The organism is Streptomyces sp. NBC_01463 (assembly GCA_036227345.1).
Classification (GTDB): domain Bacteria; phylum Actinomycetota; class Actinomycetes; order Streptomycetales; family Streptomycetaceae; genus Streptomyces.
This window is the reverse complement of record CP109468.1, coordinates 6,931,252-6,947,149: the sequence shown is the minus strand read 5'-3', so window position 1 is coordinate 6,947,149 and position 15,898 is coordinate 6,931,252. Positions and strand designations below refer to the sequence as shown.

The window sequence follows — 15,898 nt, the reverse complement described above, 5'->3', positions numbered from 1 at the left end:
CTTCGAGGCGCAACGGCCGGCTGAACCGTGCGTGCCGATCGCATCTTCGCGTACGGCGCCACGGCCGGTCTGATCGGCGATCTGCTGCTCGGTGACCCCCGCAGGGGGCACCCGGTCGCCGCCTTCGGGCGGGCCGCGGCAGGCGTCGAAGGCCGCCTGTGGCGCGACCACCGCGGGTGGGGCGCCCTGCACACCCTGGTCTGCGCCGGAGGCGCCGCCGGGGGCGCCGCACTGGCCTCCCGCGCCCTGCGCCGCCACCCCGCCGCGTCCGTCGCCCTGACCGCCGCCGCCACCTGGTCCGTCGTCGGCGGTACGTCGCTGGGGCGCGAGGCCAGGGCCATCGGTGCCGCGCTCGCCGCAGGGGACATCGGCCTGGCCCGTGAACGGCTGCCGCATCTGTGCGGCCGCGACCCGCAGTCGCTGGACGGGCCGCAGATCGCCCGTGCCGTCGTGGAGTCCGTCGCCGAGAACACCTCGGACGCCGTGGTCGGCGCCCTGGTGTGGGGGGCGTTGGCCGGGGTCCCGGGACTCGTCGGCTTCCGGGCCGCCAACACGCTCGACGCGATGGTCGGCCACAAGTCGCCCCGCTACCGCCGTTACGGCTGGGCCTCGGCCCGCCTCGACGACGTCGCGGGGTGGCCGGGCGCCCGGCTGACGGCCCTGCTCGCCGTGGCGGCGGGAGGAGACCCGCGGGGCGCGGTCCGGGCCTGGCGGGCGGACGCGGCGAAGCACCCGAGCCCCAACGCGGGCCCGGTGGAGGCCTCGTTCGCGGGCGCGCTCGGCGTACGGCTCGGCGGCACGCTCGCCTACGGCGGCCGGGTCGAGCACCGCCCCGTGCTCAACGGCGGCGCGGGCCGGGCGGTGGAGACCGCGGACATCGAACGCGCCGTGCGGCTGTCTCGCCGGGTCGGCGTGCTGGCCCTCGGCGTCAGCGTGGCGGCCCGGGCCGGCATGGGCCTCGCGGCCCGGCGGATCGCGGCAGGCAGGACCCCGGGAACCCGTACCGCAGCACCTCGTACAGGAGCACCTCGACTCTCAGGACGGAGACCGACATGAGCGGCGGACTGCTGGTCGCCGGGACCACATCGGACGCGGGCAAGAGCGTCGTCACGGCGGGCATCTGCCGCTGGCTGGTGCGCCGGGGTGTGAAGGTGGCGCCGTTCAAGGCGCAGAACATGTCGCTCAACTCCTTCGTCACCCGTGAGGGTGCCGAGATCGGCCGCGCCCAGGCCATGCAGGCACAGGCCGCTCGCGTCGAGCCGACCGCGCTGATGAACCCGGTGCTGCTCAAGCCCGGCAGCGACCGCTCAAGCCAGGTCGTCCTGATGGGGCGCCCGGTCGGCGAGATGAGCGCCCGCGGCTACCACGGCGGCCGGCAGGAATCGCTTCTGTCCACCGTCGTGGACTGTCTGGAGCAGCTTCGGGGCACGTATGACGCGGTGATCTGCGAGGGGGCGGGCAGTCCGGCCGAGATCAATCTGCGGCGCACGGACATCGTGAACATGGGCATCGCCCGGGCTGCGCGCTTCCCGGTCGTGGTCGTCGGCGACATCGACCGCGGCGGGGTCTTCGCGTCGTTCTTCGGCACGACGGCGCTGCTCGCCCCCGAGGACCAGGAGCTGATCGCCGGGTATCTGGTGAACAAGTTCCGCGGCGACGTGTCGCTGCTGGAACCGGGACTGGACATGCTGCGCGATCTCACCGGGCGGCCGACGTACGGCGTGCTGCCGTTCGCCCACGGGCTCGGCATCGACGAGGAGGACGGTCTGCGGGTCTCGCTGCGCGGCGCCGTCCGGGAGTCGGTCGTCGCGCCGCCGCACGGCGAGGACATCCTGCGCGTCGCCGTGTGCGCGGTGCCCCTGATGTCGAACTTCACCGACGTGGACGCGCTGGCCGCCGAACCGGGCGTCGTGGTGCGGTTCGTGGACCGGGCCGAGGAACTGCACGACGCCGACCTCGTCATCGTGCCCGGCACCCGCGGCACCGTGAAGGCGCTGGCCTGGCTGCGTGAGCGCGGGCTCGCCGACGCCCTGCTGCGGCGCGCCGCCGAGGGCCGTCCGGTGCTCGGCATCTGCGGCGGCTACCAGATCCTCGGTGAGGAGATCGAGGACGACGTCGAGTCGCGCGCCGGGAAGGTCGACGGGCTCGGACTCCTTCCCGTACGCGTCCGGTTCGACCGTGAGAAGACCCTCGCCCGGCCGGCCGGCGAGGCGCTCGGCGCCCCCGTCGAGGGGTACGAGATCCACCACGGCGTCGCGGACGTGCGCGGCGGCGAACCGTTCCTCACCGACGGGCGGGGCGGGCGCCTCGACGGCTGCCGGTCCGGCTCCGTGTGGGGCACCCACTGGCACGGCTCGCTGGAGAGCGACGCGTTCCGCCGCCGCTTCCTGACGGAGACCGCGCGGGCCGCCGGCCGCCGCTTCGTCCCCGCACCCGACACCTGTTTCGCCGCGCTGCGCGAGGAACAGCTCGACCGCCTCGGCGACCTGATCGAAGAACACGCGGACACCGATGCGCTGTGGCGACTCATCGAGTCGGGCGCACCGGCAGGACTTCCCTTCATCGCCCCCGGAGCACCTGGAGCACGCGCATGAACGCCCCGTCGAACGCCCCGTCGAGCGCCCAGCTGAGCACGGTGCTGCTGCTGTCGACCGCCGATACGGACCTCCTGGCCGCCCGTGCCTCGGGCGCGCCCTTCCGGATCGGCAACCCGACCCGTATCGATGTCCACGAGGAACTCCCCGCGCTGATCGAGGGAGCCTCCGTCGCCGTCGTCCGGCTGCTGGGCGGCAAGCGCGCCTGGGAGGACGGACTCGCCGCCCTGAAGGCGGCCGGCATCCCGACCGTGCTGCTCGGCGGTGAGGCCGTGCCGGACGCGGAGCTGATGGCCGAGTCGTCCGTACCGGCGGGCGTCGTCGCCGAGGCGCTGCGCTATCTGGTGGAGGGTGGCCCGGGGAACCTCGTCGAGCTGGCCCGTTTCCTCTCCGACACCGTGCTGCTGACCGGGCACGGTTTCGCCGAGCCGCAGAAGATGCCCGAGTGGGGGGTGCACGGCGAGCGGGAGTTCGTCGAGGGCCGCCCGACCGTCGGGGTGCTCTTCTACCGGGCGCACCACCTCTCCGGGAACACCTCGTTCGTCGACGTGCTGTGCGACGCGGTCGAGGCACGCGGCGCCAACGCCCTTGCCGTGTACTGCGGTTCGCTGCGCGGCGCGGACGCCGCCCTGTACGAGCTGCTCGGCCGGACCGACGCCCTGGTCGCCACGGTGCTCGCGGCCGGCGGCACCCGCGCGTCCGACGCCTCCGCCGGGGGCGACGACGAGGCCTGGGACATCGGCGCGCTCGCCGATCTGAACGTGCCGGTGCTGCAGGGGCTGTGCCTGACGTCCTCGCGGGCGGCGTGGGACGCGTCGGACGCCGCGCTCTCCCCCATGGACGCGGCGATGCAGGTCGCCATCCCGGAGTTCGACGGCCGCCTCATCACCGTCCCGTTCTCCTTCAAGGAGCAGGGGCCGGACGAGGTGCCGGTGTACCGCGCGGACCCCGAGCGGGCCGCCCGCGTCGCCGGGATCGCGGTGCGCCACGCCGTCCTCGGGCACAAGACCAACGCCGAGAAGAAGCTCGCCCTGGTCTTCACCGCCTACCCCACCAAGCACTCCCGCGTGGGCAACGCGGTCGGCCTGGACACCCCCGCATCCGCCGTCCGCGTCCTGGACGCGCTGCGCGCTGCCGGCTACGGCGTCGAGGGCCACCCGGACAACGGTGACGAGCTGATCCACCGCCTCATCAACGCCGGTGGCCACGACGTGGAGTGGCTGACCGAGGAGCAGCTCGCGGCGGCTCCGGCGCGGGTGCCGCTGGCCGACTACCGGCAGTGGTTCGCGAAGCTGGAGCCGGAGCTGCGCGACTCGATGCTGGAGCACTGGGGCGAGCCGCCGGGCTCGCTGTACGTGGACGGGGACGACATCGTCCTCGCCTCGCTCCAGTTCGGGAACGTGGTGGTGCTGATCCAGCCCCCGCGCGGCTTCGGCGAGAACCCGATCGCGATCTACCACGACCCGGACATGCCGCCCTCGCACCACTACCTGGCCACCTACCGCTGGCTGGAGAACACCTTCGGCGCGGACGCCGTCGTCCACATGGGCAAGCACGGCACGATGGAGTGGCTGCCCGGCAAGGGCCTCGGCCTGTCGGCCGGCTGCGGCCCGGACGCGGTGCTCGGCGAACTGCCGCTGATCTACCCGTTCATCGTCAACGACCCGGGCGAGGGCACCCAGGCCAAGCGGCGCGGCCACGCCACGGTGGTGGACCACCTGGTGCCGCCGATGGCCCGCGCCGACACCTACGGCGACCTCGCGAAGCTGGAGCAGCTGCTCGACGAGTACGCGCTGGTCAGCGACCTGGACCCGACCAAGGCTCCGACGGTGAGGGCGCAGATCTGGACGCTGGTCAAGGCCGCCGAGCTGCACCACGACCTGCATGTCGACGAGCAGCCGGGCGACGACGACTTCGACTCGTTCGTCATGCACATCGACGGCTACCTGTGCGAGATCAAGGACGTCCAGATCCGCGACGGGCTGCACATCCTGGGCGGCGGCCCGGTCGACGAGGCCCGGGTCAACCTCGTCCTCGCGGTGCTGCGCGCCTCGCAGGTGTGGGGCGGCACGGCCAACGCGCTGCCCGGTCTGCGGGCGGCCATCGCCGAGCACTTCGGGCTCAGCGAGAAGGAGCTGCTGGGCGAGCCGGGCGCGGCCGTGAAGGTGCCGGACGGGCTGACCGGGCTGGTGGACGGGCCGGCGCGGACGGGCGCGGACGCGATCGACCTGCTGGAGCAGCTGTGCCGCCGGCTCGCGGAGGGCATGGAGGCGCGCGGCTGGGAGCTCCCGGCGGTGGCCGGCCTGGTCCGGGAGGTGCTGGGCATCGAACTCCCGGCCGCCGTCGCCGTCCTGGGCTTCGCCTGCGAGGAGGTCGTGCCCCGGCTGGCCCGGACGACCGACGAGATCGACCACATCCTGAAGGCGCTGGACGGCGGCTTCGTCCCGGCCGGTCCCTCGGGCTCGCCGACGCGCGGGCTCGTCAACGTGCTGCCGACGGGCCGCAACTTCTACTCCGTGGACCCGAAGGCGATTCCGTCCCGGCTGTCGTGGGAGGTCGGCCAGTCCCTCGCGGACTCGCTGATCGCCCGGTACCTCGCCGACACGGGCGACTACCCGAAGTCGGTCGGTCTGACGGTGTGGGGCACCTCCGCGATGCGCACCCAGGGTGACGACATCGCGGAGATCCTGGCGCTGCTCGGCTGCCGCCCGGTGTGGGACGACGCCTCGCGCCGGGTGACCGGCTTCGAGGTGGTGCCGGTGAGCGAGCTGGGGCGGCCGCGCATCGATGTGACGGTCCGGATCTCGGGCTTCTTCCGGGACGCGTTCCCGCACGTGGTGGGCCTGATCGACGACGCGGTCCGCGCGGTGGCGGAGCTGGACGAGCCGGCCGACGCCAACTACGTACGGGCGCACGCCGACGAGGACACCGCCGAGCACGGCGACCGCCGACGGGCCACGGCCCGCATCTTCGGCTCGAAGCCGGGGGCTTACGGGGCGGGGCTGCTGCCGCTGATCGACGCGCGCAACTGGCGGTCGGACGCGGACCTGGCCGAGGTGTACGCGGTCTGGGGCGGTTACGCGTACGGGCGCGGGCTGGAGGGGCGGGCGGCGCGCGGGGACATGGAGACGGCGTTCCGGCGGATCGCGGTGGCGGCGAAGAACGTCGACACCCGGGAGCACGACCTCGTCGACGCCGACGACTACTTCCAGTACCACGGCGGCATGGTCGCCATGGTGCGGCATCTGACGGGCGAGTCGCCCGAGGCGTACGTCGGGGATTCGGCGACGCCGGATCAGGTGAAGACGCGGACGCTGGGTGAGGAGACGCATCGCGTCTTCCGCGCGCGGGTCGTGAACCCGCGCTGGATGGCGGCCATGCGGCGGCACGGGTACAAGGGCGCCTTCGAGATGGCGGCGACCGTGGACTACCTGTTCGGGTACGACGCGACCGCCGGGGTCGTCGACGACTGGATGTACGAGAAGTTGTCGGCGGAGTACGTGTTCGACGAGACCAACCGGGACTTCATGAAGAAGTCCAACCCGTGGGCGCTGCGCGGGATTTCGGAGCGGTTGCTGGAGGCGGCCGAGCGGGGGCTGTGGGCGGAGCCGGACGCGGAGACGCTGGAGCGGTTGCGGGCCACGTATCTGGAGCTCGAGGGCGATCTGGAGGGGGACGAGTGAGCGGGGTACGCATGGTGGGTGTGGCGCCTGCGGCGGACGTTCTCCCCTGTCCCGCCCCTTCCCGTAACCGAGGGCTCCGCCCCCGGACCCCCGCTCCTCAAACGCCGGAGGGGCTGGAATGTTCCCCCAAGGAGGTCTTGTGAGTACGCCTTATCCCTTCACCGCCATCGTCGGACAGGACGATCTCCGGCTCGGGCTGCTGCTCAACGCCGTGTCGCCCGCCGTGGGCGGTGTCCTCGTGCGTGGCGAGAAGGGGACCGCCAAGTCCACCGCCGTGCGCGCGCTCGCCGCGCTCATGCCGGAGGTGGCCGTCGTTCCCGGGTGCCGGTTCTCGTGTGCTCCGGCGGCACCCGATCCGGCGTGTCCCGACGGGCCCCACGAGACCGGTGCCGGCGTGTCACGGGCCGCGCGGACCGTGGAGCTGCCCGTCGGTGCCTCCGAGGACCGGCTCGTCGGGGCGCTCGACATCGAGCGGGCTCTCGCCGAGGGTGTGAAGGCCTTCGAGCCGGGACTCCTCGCCGACGCGCACCGCGGGATCCTGTACGTCGACGAGGTCAATCTCCTCCACGACCATCTGGTCGACCTGCTGCTGGACGCCGCCGCCATGGGTGCCTCCTACGTGGAGCGCGAGGGCGTCTCCGTACGGCATGCCGCGCGCTTCCTGCTCGTCGGGACGATGAACCCCGAGGAGGGGGAGCTTCGGCCCCAGCTCCTCGACCGGTTCGGGCTGACCGTCGAGGTCGCCGCCTCCCGTGAGACCGATCTGCGGGTGGAGGTGGTGCGGCGCCGGCTCGCGTACGACGACGACCCGGCCGCGTTCGCCGCCAGGTGGGCCGACGAGGAAGGCGCGTTGCGGGCCCGGATCGTGGCCGCCCGGGCGCTGCTCCCGCACGTCCGGCTGGGTGATGGCGCGTTGCGGCAGATCGCCGCGACCTGTGCGGCCTTCGAGGTCGACGGGATGCGGGCCGACATCGTGATGGCCCGGACCGCCACCGCGCTGGCCGCCTGGGCCGGGCGCAACGACGTGCTGGCCGAGGACGTACGGCAGGCCGCCCTGCTCGCGCTCCCCCACCGGCGCCGGCGCAATCCGTTCGACGCGCCGGGGCTCGACGAGGACAAGCTCGACGACACGCTGGAGCAGAACAGCGGCGAGGACGACGACCCGGACCCGGACGGGCCCGGTGGCGGCGGCCGGCCGCCGGAGGGTGACGGGCCCGACACGCCGCCGCAGGGTGAGGACGGGGCCGGCGACACGCCCGCGCAGTCCGTGCCCGAGCAGGGCGGGGAGAAGGAGCAGGAGCCGGCGCGGGGGCAGTCCTCCGGCGGCGGCGAGCAGCAGCCCGTGCGGGCCGGTGAGCCGTTCCGTACGAAGATGCTGAGCGTGCCCGGTCTGGGCGAGGGCGCGGCGGGGCGGCGGTCCCGGGCGCGTACCGAGCACGGGCGGACGACCGGTGCCCGGCGGCCGCAGGGCGCGCTGACCAAGCTGCATCTGGCCGCGACCGTGCAGGCCGCCGCCCCGCATCAGCGGGCGCGGGGCCGGTCCGGGCGGGGGCTGGTGGTGCGGCGGGACGATCTGCGGCAGGCGACGCGGGAAGGGCGCGAGGGGAACCTCGTCCTGTTCGTCGTGGACGCGTCCGGGTCGATGGCCGCCCGGCAGCGGATGACCGCCGTGAAGGGTGCGGTGCTGTCGCTGCTGATGGACGCCTACCAGCGGCGCGACAAGGTCGGGCTGATCACCTTCCGGGGCAAGGACGCCGAGGTGGCGCTGCCGCCGACCTCGTCCGTGGACGCCGCCGCCGCGCGGCTGGAGATGCTGCCGACCGGCGGGCGCACCCCGGTGGCCGCCGGGCTGTTGAAGGCGCACGACGTGCTGCGTGTGGAGCGGCTGCGCGATCCCTCGCGGCGGCCGTTGCTGGTCGTGGTGACCGACGGGCGGGCGACCGGGGGGCCTGAGCCGGTGGCGCTGGCCGCGCGGGCGGCCCGGCTGCACGAGGCCGAGGGCACGGCGTCCGTCGTCGTGGACTGCGAGTCGGGGCCCGTGCGGCTCGGGCTCGCGGCGAGTCTCGCGGGTGAGCTGGGCGGCACCGCCGTCACGCTCGACGAGCTGCGCGCCGACTCGATCGCCGGGCTGGTCAAGGACGTTCAGGGCTACAGCAGGAGGGCCGCGTAATGCCGCAGGGACAGCCGGTCAGCGTGCCGGACGACGGGCTGACCACCCGGCAGCGCCGCAACCGGCCGCTGCTGGTGGTGCACACCGGCATCGGCAAGGGCAAGTCGACGGCCGCCTTCGGGCTCGCGCTGCGGGCCTGGAATCAGGGGTGGCCGATCGGGGTCTTCCAGTTCGTGAAGTCGGCGAAGTGGAAGGTCGGCGAGGAGAACGCGCTGAAGGTCCTCGGCGCGAGCGGCGAGGGCGGGTCCGTCGCCTGGCACAAGATGGGCGAGGGCTGGTCCTGGGTCCAGCGCGATCAGCAGCTCGACAACGAGGCGGCGGCGCGGGAGGGCTGGGAGCAGGTCAAGCGCGACCTGGCGGCGGAGACGTACCGGCTGTACGTGCTCGACGAGTTCGCCTACCCGATGCACTGGGGGTGGGTCGACACCGATGAGGTCGTCGAGGTGCTGCGCCGGCGGCCGGGCAACCAGCACGTGGTGATCACCGGGCGCAACGCGCCCGCCGCGCTGGTGGACGCCGCCGATCTGGTGACCGACATGTCGAAGGTCAAGCACCCGATGGACGCCGGGCAGAAGGGCCAGAGGGGCATCGAGTGGTGAGTGTTCCGCGCCTGGTCATCGCCGCGCCGGCGTCCGGCAGCGGCAAGACCACCGTCGCGACGGGTCTGATGGCCGCCTTCGCCGGGCGGGGGCTCGCCGTGTCCGGGCACAAGGTGGGGCCCGACTACATCGATCCGGGTTACCACGCCCTCGCCACCGGGCGGCCGGGGCGCAATCTCGACGCGTACATGTGCGGGCCGGAGCTGATCGCCCCGCTGTTCGCGCACGGTGCGCAGGGGTGTGACCTGGCGGTCGTCGAGGGCGTGATGGGGCTGTACGACGGGGCGTCCGGGCACGGGGAGCTCGCCTCCACGGCGCAGGTCGCGACGTTGTTGCGGGCGCCTGTGGTGCTCGTCGTGGACGCGTCGTCGCAGTCGCGGTCCGTGGCGGCGCTGGTGCACGGATTCGCCTCGTGGGACACGCAGGTGCGGATCGGCGGCGTGATCCTGAACAAGGTGGGCTCCGACCGGCACGAGGCGTTGCTGCGGGAGGCCCTGGACGAGTCCGGGGTGCCGGTGCTGGGGGTGTTGCGGCGGGCCGGGCAGGTGGCGGTGCCGTCGCGGCATCTGGGGCTGGTGCCCGTGGCCGAGCGGCGGAGCGACGCGGTGGCCGCTGTCGCGGCGATGGGGGATCGGGTGCGGGCGGGGTGTGACCTGGAGGCGTTGCTTGCCTTGGCCCGGTCCGCGCCTCCCGTGCCGGGTGCGGGTGCGTGGAGCGCGGCTGAGGCTGTGGGCGCCTGCGGCGGGCCTGTTCCCCTCCCCGCCCGTTCCCGCAACCGGGGCTCCGTCCCGGACCCCGCTCCTCAAACGCCGGAGGGGCTGGGTGGGGCAGAAGGGCTGGAAAGTACGCCGGAGGGGCGGAAGGTCGCCGTCGCTTCCGGGCCTGCCTTCACCTTCTCCTACGCCGAGCACAGTGAGCTGCTCGCCGCCGCCGGGGCCACCGTCGTGCCGTTCGATCCGTTGCGTGACGAGGCACTGCCCGAGGGGACGGCGGGGCTCGTCGTCGGGGGTGGTTTTCCCGAGGTGTACGCGCCGGAGCTGTCGGCCAACGAGCCGTTGCGCAAGGCCGTCGCGGAGCTGGTGGCCTCCGGGGCGCCGGTCGCCGCCGAGTGTGCGGGGCTGCTGTATCTGGCCCGGTCGCTCGACGGGCTGCCGATGTGCGGGGTGCTGGACGCCGAGGCGCGGATGTCCGAGCGGCTGACGCTCGGGTACCGGGACGCCGTGGCGCTCTCGGACAGTGTGCTGGCCGTGGCCGGGACCCGGATGCGTGGGCACGAGTTCCACCGCACCGTGCTGGAGCCCGGGGCGGGGGACGCGCCTGCCTGGGGCGTGCACCAGCCGGAGCGGCGGGTCGAGGGGTTCGTGCAGCAGGGCGTGCACGCGAGTTATCTGCATGTTCATTGGGCTTCGGCGCCCGGTGCGGCCCGCCGATTCGTGGAGAGGTGCAAGGGATGAACACACTGGTCGGGGTCGGGGTCGGGCCCGGTGATCCGGAGCTGGTGACCGTCAAGGGCGTCAACGCGCTGCGGGATGCCGCCGTCGTCGTGGTGCCGGTGATGGACACCGGTGAGCGGGGGCGGGCCGAGGCGACCGTGCTGCACTACGTCGGGGCCGAGAAGGTCGTGCGGGTCGTGTTCGCGCTGAACGAGCGGACGGACCGGGCGCGCCGGGAGGCGGCGTGGGACGCGGCGGGGGCGCGGGTCGCGGAACTGCTGCGTACGCACGGTTCGGTGGCGTTCGCGACCATCGGGGACCCCAATGTGTACTCGACGTTCACCTATCTCGCGCACACCATCGGGGAGCTGCTGCCGGGGACGGCCGTGGTGACCGTGCCGGGGATCACCGCCATGCAGGACCTGGCGGCGCGCAGCGGTGCGGTGCTGACCGAGGGCACCGAGCCGTTGACACTGGTGCCGGTGACGGCGGGGGCGGCCGTGCTGAAGGAGGCGCTGGAGGGGCCCGGGACGGTCGTCGCGTACAAGTTCGGCCGGCTGGCCGAGGAGGTCGCCACGGCGTTGCGCGAGACGGGGCGGACCGAGGACGCGGTGTGGGGTTCGGCGCTCGGGCTGCCGGAGGAGTCGATCCGGCCGGCGGCGGAGCTGGCCGACGGCCCGTTGCCGTATCTCTCCACGCTGATCGCGCCCGCGCCGCGCGACGGCGGGCGGGGCGGGAAGCTGTGAGGCGGTCAGTCCGCGAGGCCCACCACCAGCCAGATGAAGCCCACTCCGGCGACCGTGCAGAACAGCGTGGAGCGGGCCGGGTGGTCGTGGTGCGCCTCGGGCAGGATCTCGGCGGCGGCGAGGTAGAGCAGCGCACCGCCGAAGAAGCCGAGATAGCAGCCAAGGAGTTCCTCCGGAAGGGTGAACACGAGCGTCGTCGCCGCGCCGACGACGGGCGCCGCCGCGTCCGCGTACAGCATCGTCAGGGCCTTGCGGCGGGCGTTCCCGTACAGGCTGGTGATCGTGTACGTGTTGAAGCCGTCGGCGAAGTCGTGGGTGATGACGGCGAGGGCGACGGCCGCTCCCATGCCGCCGCCGACCTGGAAGGCGGCGCCGAGCGCCACGCCGTCCATCAGGCTGTGGCCGACCATCGCGGCCGCCGCCGTCAGGCCGACCTGCGGCACGCGCTCCTCGCTCGCGCCGTGTGCCGCCTGGCGTACGGCGAGCAGACGCTCCACCAGATGCGCGACGAGGAAGCCGCCCACGAACAGCAGCAGGGCGGCCGGTACGCCGAGGACGAGGCCGCCCGCGGCCTCGATGGCCTCCGGCAGCAGGTCGAGGCCGACCACGCCGAGCATCAGTCCGCCGGCGAATCCGAGCACCAGGTGGCGGCGGTCGGTGACGCGCTGGGCGACCCAGCCGCCGACCAGGGTCATCAGGAACGCGCCGAGCGCGACGAACACCGCCATGGGCTCTTGCTAGCCGATTGACCCCGGTGCGCGCATCCCCGAATCCCACGTTCCACGTTCTCGAAAGGACCCGTCCCATGTCCGAAGCAGTCGACGCAGCCGGCGCAGTCGCCGCGCCCACCCGCGGCACCGTGACGTTCGTCGGTGCCGGACCCGGCGCCGCCGATCTGCTGACCTTCCGGGCGGCGCGGGCCATCGCGGACGCCGACATCGTCATCTGGGCGGCCAGCCTCGTGCAGGAGGAGGTCCTCGAACACGCCCGGGAGGGTGCGGAGATCCTCGACTCGGCGCAGATGTCCCTCGAAGAGGTCGTCGCCGTCTACCGGCGGGCGGGCGACGAGGGGCTGAAGGTGGCGCGCATCCACTCCGGTGACCCGGCGCTGTGGGGCGGCACCCAGGAGCAGGTCGACCGGTGCGGCGAGCTGGGGGTCGCGGTCGAGATCGTGCCCGGGGTGTCGTCGTTCTCGGCGGTCGCGGCCATCGCGCAGCGCGAGCTGACGATCCCGGAGGTGGCGCAGTCGGTGATCCTGACCCGGCTCGGCGGCGGCAAGACGCCGATGCCGCCCGGTGAGGAGGTGCGGGAGTTCGCCCGGCACGGCACGACGATGGCGCTGTTCCTGTCGGCGGCCCGGTCGGGTCAGCTGACGCAGGAGCTGCTGGAGGGCGGTTACCCGACGTCCACGCCGGTCGTGATCGCGTACCAGGCGACCTGGCCGGAGGAGCTGATCCTGCACTGCACGATCGAGACGCTGGAGGCCACGGTCAAGGAGCACAAGCTCTGGAAGCACACGCTCTTCCTGGTCGGCCCGGCCCTGTCGGCGTCGGGGACCCGTTCGCACCTCTACCACCCGGGCCACTTCCACGGGTACCGCAAGGCGGACAAGGCGGCCCGGGCCGAGTTGCGCGCCCAGCGGTCCGGCTCGTGATCCGGGTCTTCGGTACGGGGACGGGGGCGCCGCTCTGCCCCGACGCCGTGCGGGAGCTGGCCGGGGCCACGCTGGTGGTCGGGGCCCGGCGCCATCTGGACGGCGCCGCGCTGCCCGCGGGCGCCGGGCGGCTGGTGCTGGGGCCGCTGGCCCCCGCGCTCGACCGGATCGGGAAGCACCTCGCCGATGACGGGGCGCGGGTGGTCGTGCTGGCCTCCGGCGATCCGGGGTTCTTCGGGATCGTGCGGGCGCTGGCCGAGCGGTTCGGTCCGGCGGCGCTCGATGTGCGTCCGGGTGCGCCGTCGATCGCGGTGGCGTTCGCCCGGCTGGGACTGCCGTGGGACGACGCGGTCGTCGTCAGCGCGCACGGGCGTGATCCGCGCACCGCGGTGAACGTGTGCTTCGCGCACCCCAAGGTCGCGGTGCTGACCGGTCCCGGTGCCGGGCCCGCGGAGCTGGCGGCGGGGCTGCTGTACCGGAGCGGGGAGCGGACCCTGGTCGTCGCGACGGCGCTCGGGGATCCGGAGCGCGAGCGCGTCGAGCGGCTGACGCTGCGGGAGGCGGCGGACCGGGAGTGGCCTGACCCGGTGAGCGTGGTGCTGTGCCTGGACGAGTCGAGGGCCCTGTCGCCGGTGCGGACGGTGGGCGGTCCGGCCGCCGGTCCGGCCGGGTGGGCGCTGGACGAGGCGGAGTTCGAGCACCGCGACTCGATGATCACCAAGTTCGAGGTGCGGGCGCTGGCGCTGGCCCGGCTCGGGCCGCGTACGGGAGATCTGGTGTGGGACATCGGTGCCGGTTCGGGATCGGTGGCGGTGGAGTGCGCGCGGCTCGGCGCTGCCGCCGTGGCCGTCGAGAAGACGGCGGACGGGGTCGAGCGGATCCGCGCGAACGCCGCCGCGCACGGTGTGTACGTACGGGCGGTGCACGGGGCCGCGCCGATAGTGCTGTCCGATCTGGCGGACCCCGACGCGGTGTTCGTCGGGGGCGGCGGGCACGACCTGCCCGCGATCGTGACGGCGTGCGCCCGGCGGGCGCGGCGGGCCGTGGTGGTCGCGGTGGCGGCCCTGGACCGGGTCGGGCCGGTGCGGTCGGCGCTGGCCGGTGCCGGGTTCGTGCCCGAGGGTGTGCTGCTGCAGTCGTCGCGGCTGGCGCCGCTGCCCGGTGACGTGACCCGGCTCGCGGCGGCCAATCCGGTCTTTCTGCTGTGGGGCGTCCGCTCCGCGGCCGGTGCAAGTGAAGGAGCAATCCAGTGATCGGCCTGATCTCCGCGACGGCGGCGGGTGCCGTCGCCCGTGACCGGCTGGCCTCGGCCTGGCCCGGCCGTGCCGTGGTCTACGACGGTCCGGTGGGCGAGGCCGTGCGGCGCGCGTTCGCCGAGTGCGAGCAGCTGGTGTGCTTCCTCGCGACGGGGGCCGTGGTGCGGCTGGTGGCACCGCTGCTCGTGGACAAGGCGGCGGACCCGGGCGTCGTCTGTGTCGACGAGGCGGGGCGCCATGCGGTGGCGCTGCTCGGCGGGCACGGCGGCGGGGCGAACGTCCTGGCGGTCGCGGTCGGCGAGGTGCTGGGCGCGGCGCCGGTGGTGACGACGGCGACGGACGCGGTGGGCGTGCCCGGTCTGGACACGCTGGGGCTCCCCGTGGAGGGGGATGTCGCGGGGGTGTCGCGGGCGATGCTCGACGGTGCTCCGGTGACGCTGCGGGCCGACGTGGTGCGGCCGTTGCCCGCTCTGCCGCCGAACGTGAGCCCCGGCGCCGCCGGGTCCGCGGTGCTGCACATCACCGACCGCGTCGTCGGACTCGGTTCGCGGGAGGCCGTGTTGCGGCCGGCCTCGCTCGCCGTCGGGGTCGGGGCTTCCAAGGACGCGCCCGCCGACGAGGTGCTCGGGCTGGTCCGGGAGGCGCTGGAGGACGCCGGGCTCTCGCCGTTGAGCGTCGCGGAGCTGGTGACCGTGGACGCGAAGGCCGGGGAGCCCGGGATCGTGGCCGCCGCCGCCGGTCTCGGGGTGCCGCTGCGGACGTACCCGGCCGACGAGCTGGCCCGGATCGAGGTGCCGCATCCGTCCGAAGCGCCGCTCGCCGCCGTCGGCACGCCCTCGGTCGCGGAGGCCGCCGCGCTCGCCGGCGGCGGTGAACTGCTGGTGCCGAAGCGGAAGTCGCGGCCGGAGGGGCGGGCGGCGATGGCCACCTGCGCGGTGGTGCGCAGGGCCCCGCGCGGCCGGCTCGCCGTCGTCGGGCTCGGGCCCGGTGCCCGCGATCTGCTGACGCCGCGCGCCCGGGAGGAGCTGCGGCGGGCGTCGGTGCTGGTCGGGCTCGATCAGTACGTCGACCAGATCAGGGACCTGCTGCGGCCCGGCACCACGGTCCTGGAGTCGGGGCTCGGCGCCGAGGAGGAGCGGGCCCGCACGGCGGTCACCGAGGCCCGCAAGGGGCATGCGGTGGCGCTGATCGGCAGTGGTGACGCGGGGGTGTACGCGATGGCATCGCCCGCGCTCGCCGAGGCGGGCGCCGACATCGACGTGGTGGGTGTGCCGGGGGTGACGGCCGCGCTGGCGGCCGCCGCGATCCTGGGCGCCCCGCTGGGCCACGACCACGTCTCGATCAGCCTGTCCGACCTGCACACGCCGTGGGAGGTCATCGAGCGCCGGGTCAGGGCCGCCGCCGAGGCCGACATCATCGTGACGTTCTACAACCCGCGCAGCCGGGGCCGTGACTGGCAGCTCCCGAAGGCGCTGTCGATCCTGGCCGGACACCGCGACCCGGCGACCCCGGTCGGAGTCGTACGCAATGCCTCGCGGCCCGACGAGAGCAGCCTGGTCACGTCGTTGGCTGCGCTGGACCCGGCGGTGGTCGACATGATGACCGTCGTCACCGTGGGCAACACGGCCACCCGTGAGATCGCGGGCCGCATGGTCACCCCGCGCGGCTACCGCTGGCAGTCCGCCACCGCCGCGCCCGCTCCGCGGCCGGCCCCGTGAACCGGCCCGCCGCACCGCACCGCACCACCCCCCATGAACACCGAG

11 protein-coding genes are annotated in these 15,898 nt (G+C 74.2%); 10 read left to right on the top strand and 1 reads right to left on the bottom strand.

Annotated features, from left to right (window positions below; genetic code table 11):
• Window positions 1–27: 27 nt before the first annotated feature.
• The 7 genes from OG521_30630 (at window position 28) to cobI (ending at window position 11,225) form a co-directional block, all read left to right on the top strand.
• Window positions 28–1,056: a cobalamin biosynthesis protein gene (locus OG521_30630; GenBank protein ID WUW24887.1), complete on the top strand. Its 1,029-nt coding sequence runs from the start codon at window positions 28–30 to the stop codon at window positions 1,054–1,056.
• Window positions 1,053–2,594, top strand: a complete 1,542-nt coding sequence (locus OG521_30625) for a cobyric acid synthase (protein WUW24886.1) — start codon at window positions 1,053–1,055, stop codon at window positions 2,592–2,594. Before OG521_30630 ends, OG521_30625 begins: the two co-directional genes overlap by 4 nt.
• A gap of 32 nt (window positions 2,595–2,626) precedes the next feature.
• Entirely contained in the window at window positions 2,627–6,277 is a 3,651-nt protein-coding gene (gene cobN, locus OG521_30620; GenBank protein WUW26856.1) for a cobaltochelatase subunit CobN, read from the top strand.
• A 139-nt stretch (window positions 6,278–6,416) separates the two neighbouring features.
• On the top strand, window positions 6,417–8,447 hold the full coding sequence (locus OG521_30615) for a putative cobaltochelatase (GenBank protein ID WUW24885.1): 2,031 nt from the start codon (window positions 6,417–6,419) through the stop codon (window positions 8,445–8,447).
• Window positions 8,447–9,046 carry a cob(I)yrinic acid a,c-diamide adenosyltransferase gene (cobO, locus tag OG521_30610; protein WUW24884.1) on the top strand — a complete coding sequence of 200 codons (600 nt, stop codon included), beginning with the start codon at window positions 8,447–8,449 and terminating at the stop codon, window positions 9,044–9,046. The genes OG521_30615 and cobO overlap by 1 nt, the downstream gene beginning before the upstream one ends.
• On the top strand, window positions 9,040–10,500 hold the full coding sequence (locus OG521_30605; GenBank protein ID WUW24883.1) for a cobyrinate a,c-diamide synthase: 1,461 nt from the start codon (window positions 9,040–9,042) through the stop codon (window positions 10,498–10,500). The genes cobO and OG521_30605 overlap by 7 nt, the downstream gene beginning before the upstream one ends.
• Complete coding sequence (gene cobI / locus OG521_30600; GenBank protein ID WUW24882.1) at window positions 10,497–11,225, top strand: precorrin-2 C(20)-methyltransferase; 729 nt, start codon at window positions 10,497–10,499, stop codon at window positions 11,223–11,225. Before OG521_30605 ends, cobI begins: the two co-directional genes overlap by 4 nt.
• A gap of 5 nt (window positions 11,226–11,230) precedes the next feature.
• Here the strand turns inward: cobI and OG521_30595 are convergent, their stop codons facing one another.
• Complete coding sequence (locus tag OG521_30595) at window positions 11,231–11,953, bottom strand: ZIP family metal transporter (GenBank protein WUW24881.1); 723 nt, start codon at window positions 11,951–11,953, stop codon at window positions 11,231–11,233.
• Between the two features lie 77 nt (window positions 11,954–12,030).
• Here OG521_30595 and cobM point away from each other — a divergent pair, with 77 nt between their 5' ends.
• From cobM to cobJ, 3 genes are read left to right on the top strand one after another with little or no spacing between them, the layout of a single operon-like run.
• Window positions 12,031–12,879: a precorrin-4 C(11)-methyltransferase gene (cobM, locus tag OG521_30590; protein ID WUW24880.1), complete on the top strand. Its 849-nt coding sequence runs from the start codon at window positions 12,031–12,033 to the stop codon at window positions 12,877–12,879.
• Window positions 12,876–14,132: a precorrin-6y C5,15-methyltransferase (decarboxylating) subunit CbiE gene (cbiE, locus tag OG521_30585; protein ID WUW24879.1), complete on the top strand. Its 1,257-nt coding sequence runs from the start codon at window positions 12,876–12,878 to the stop codon at window positions 14,130–14,132. Before cobM ends, cbiE begins: the two co-directional genes overlap by 4 nt.
• Complete coding sequence (cobJ, locus tag OG521_30580) at window positions 14,129–15,853, top strand: precorrin-3B C(17)-methyltransferase (protein WUW24878.1); 1,725 nt, start codon at window positions 14,129–14,131, stop codon at window positions 15,851–15,853. Before cbiE ends, cobJ begins: the two co-directional genes overlap by 4 nt.
• Window positions 15,854–15,898: the final 45 nt, after the last annotated feature.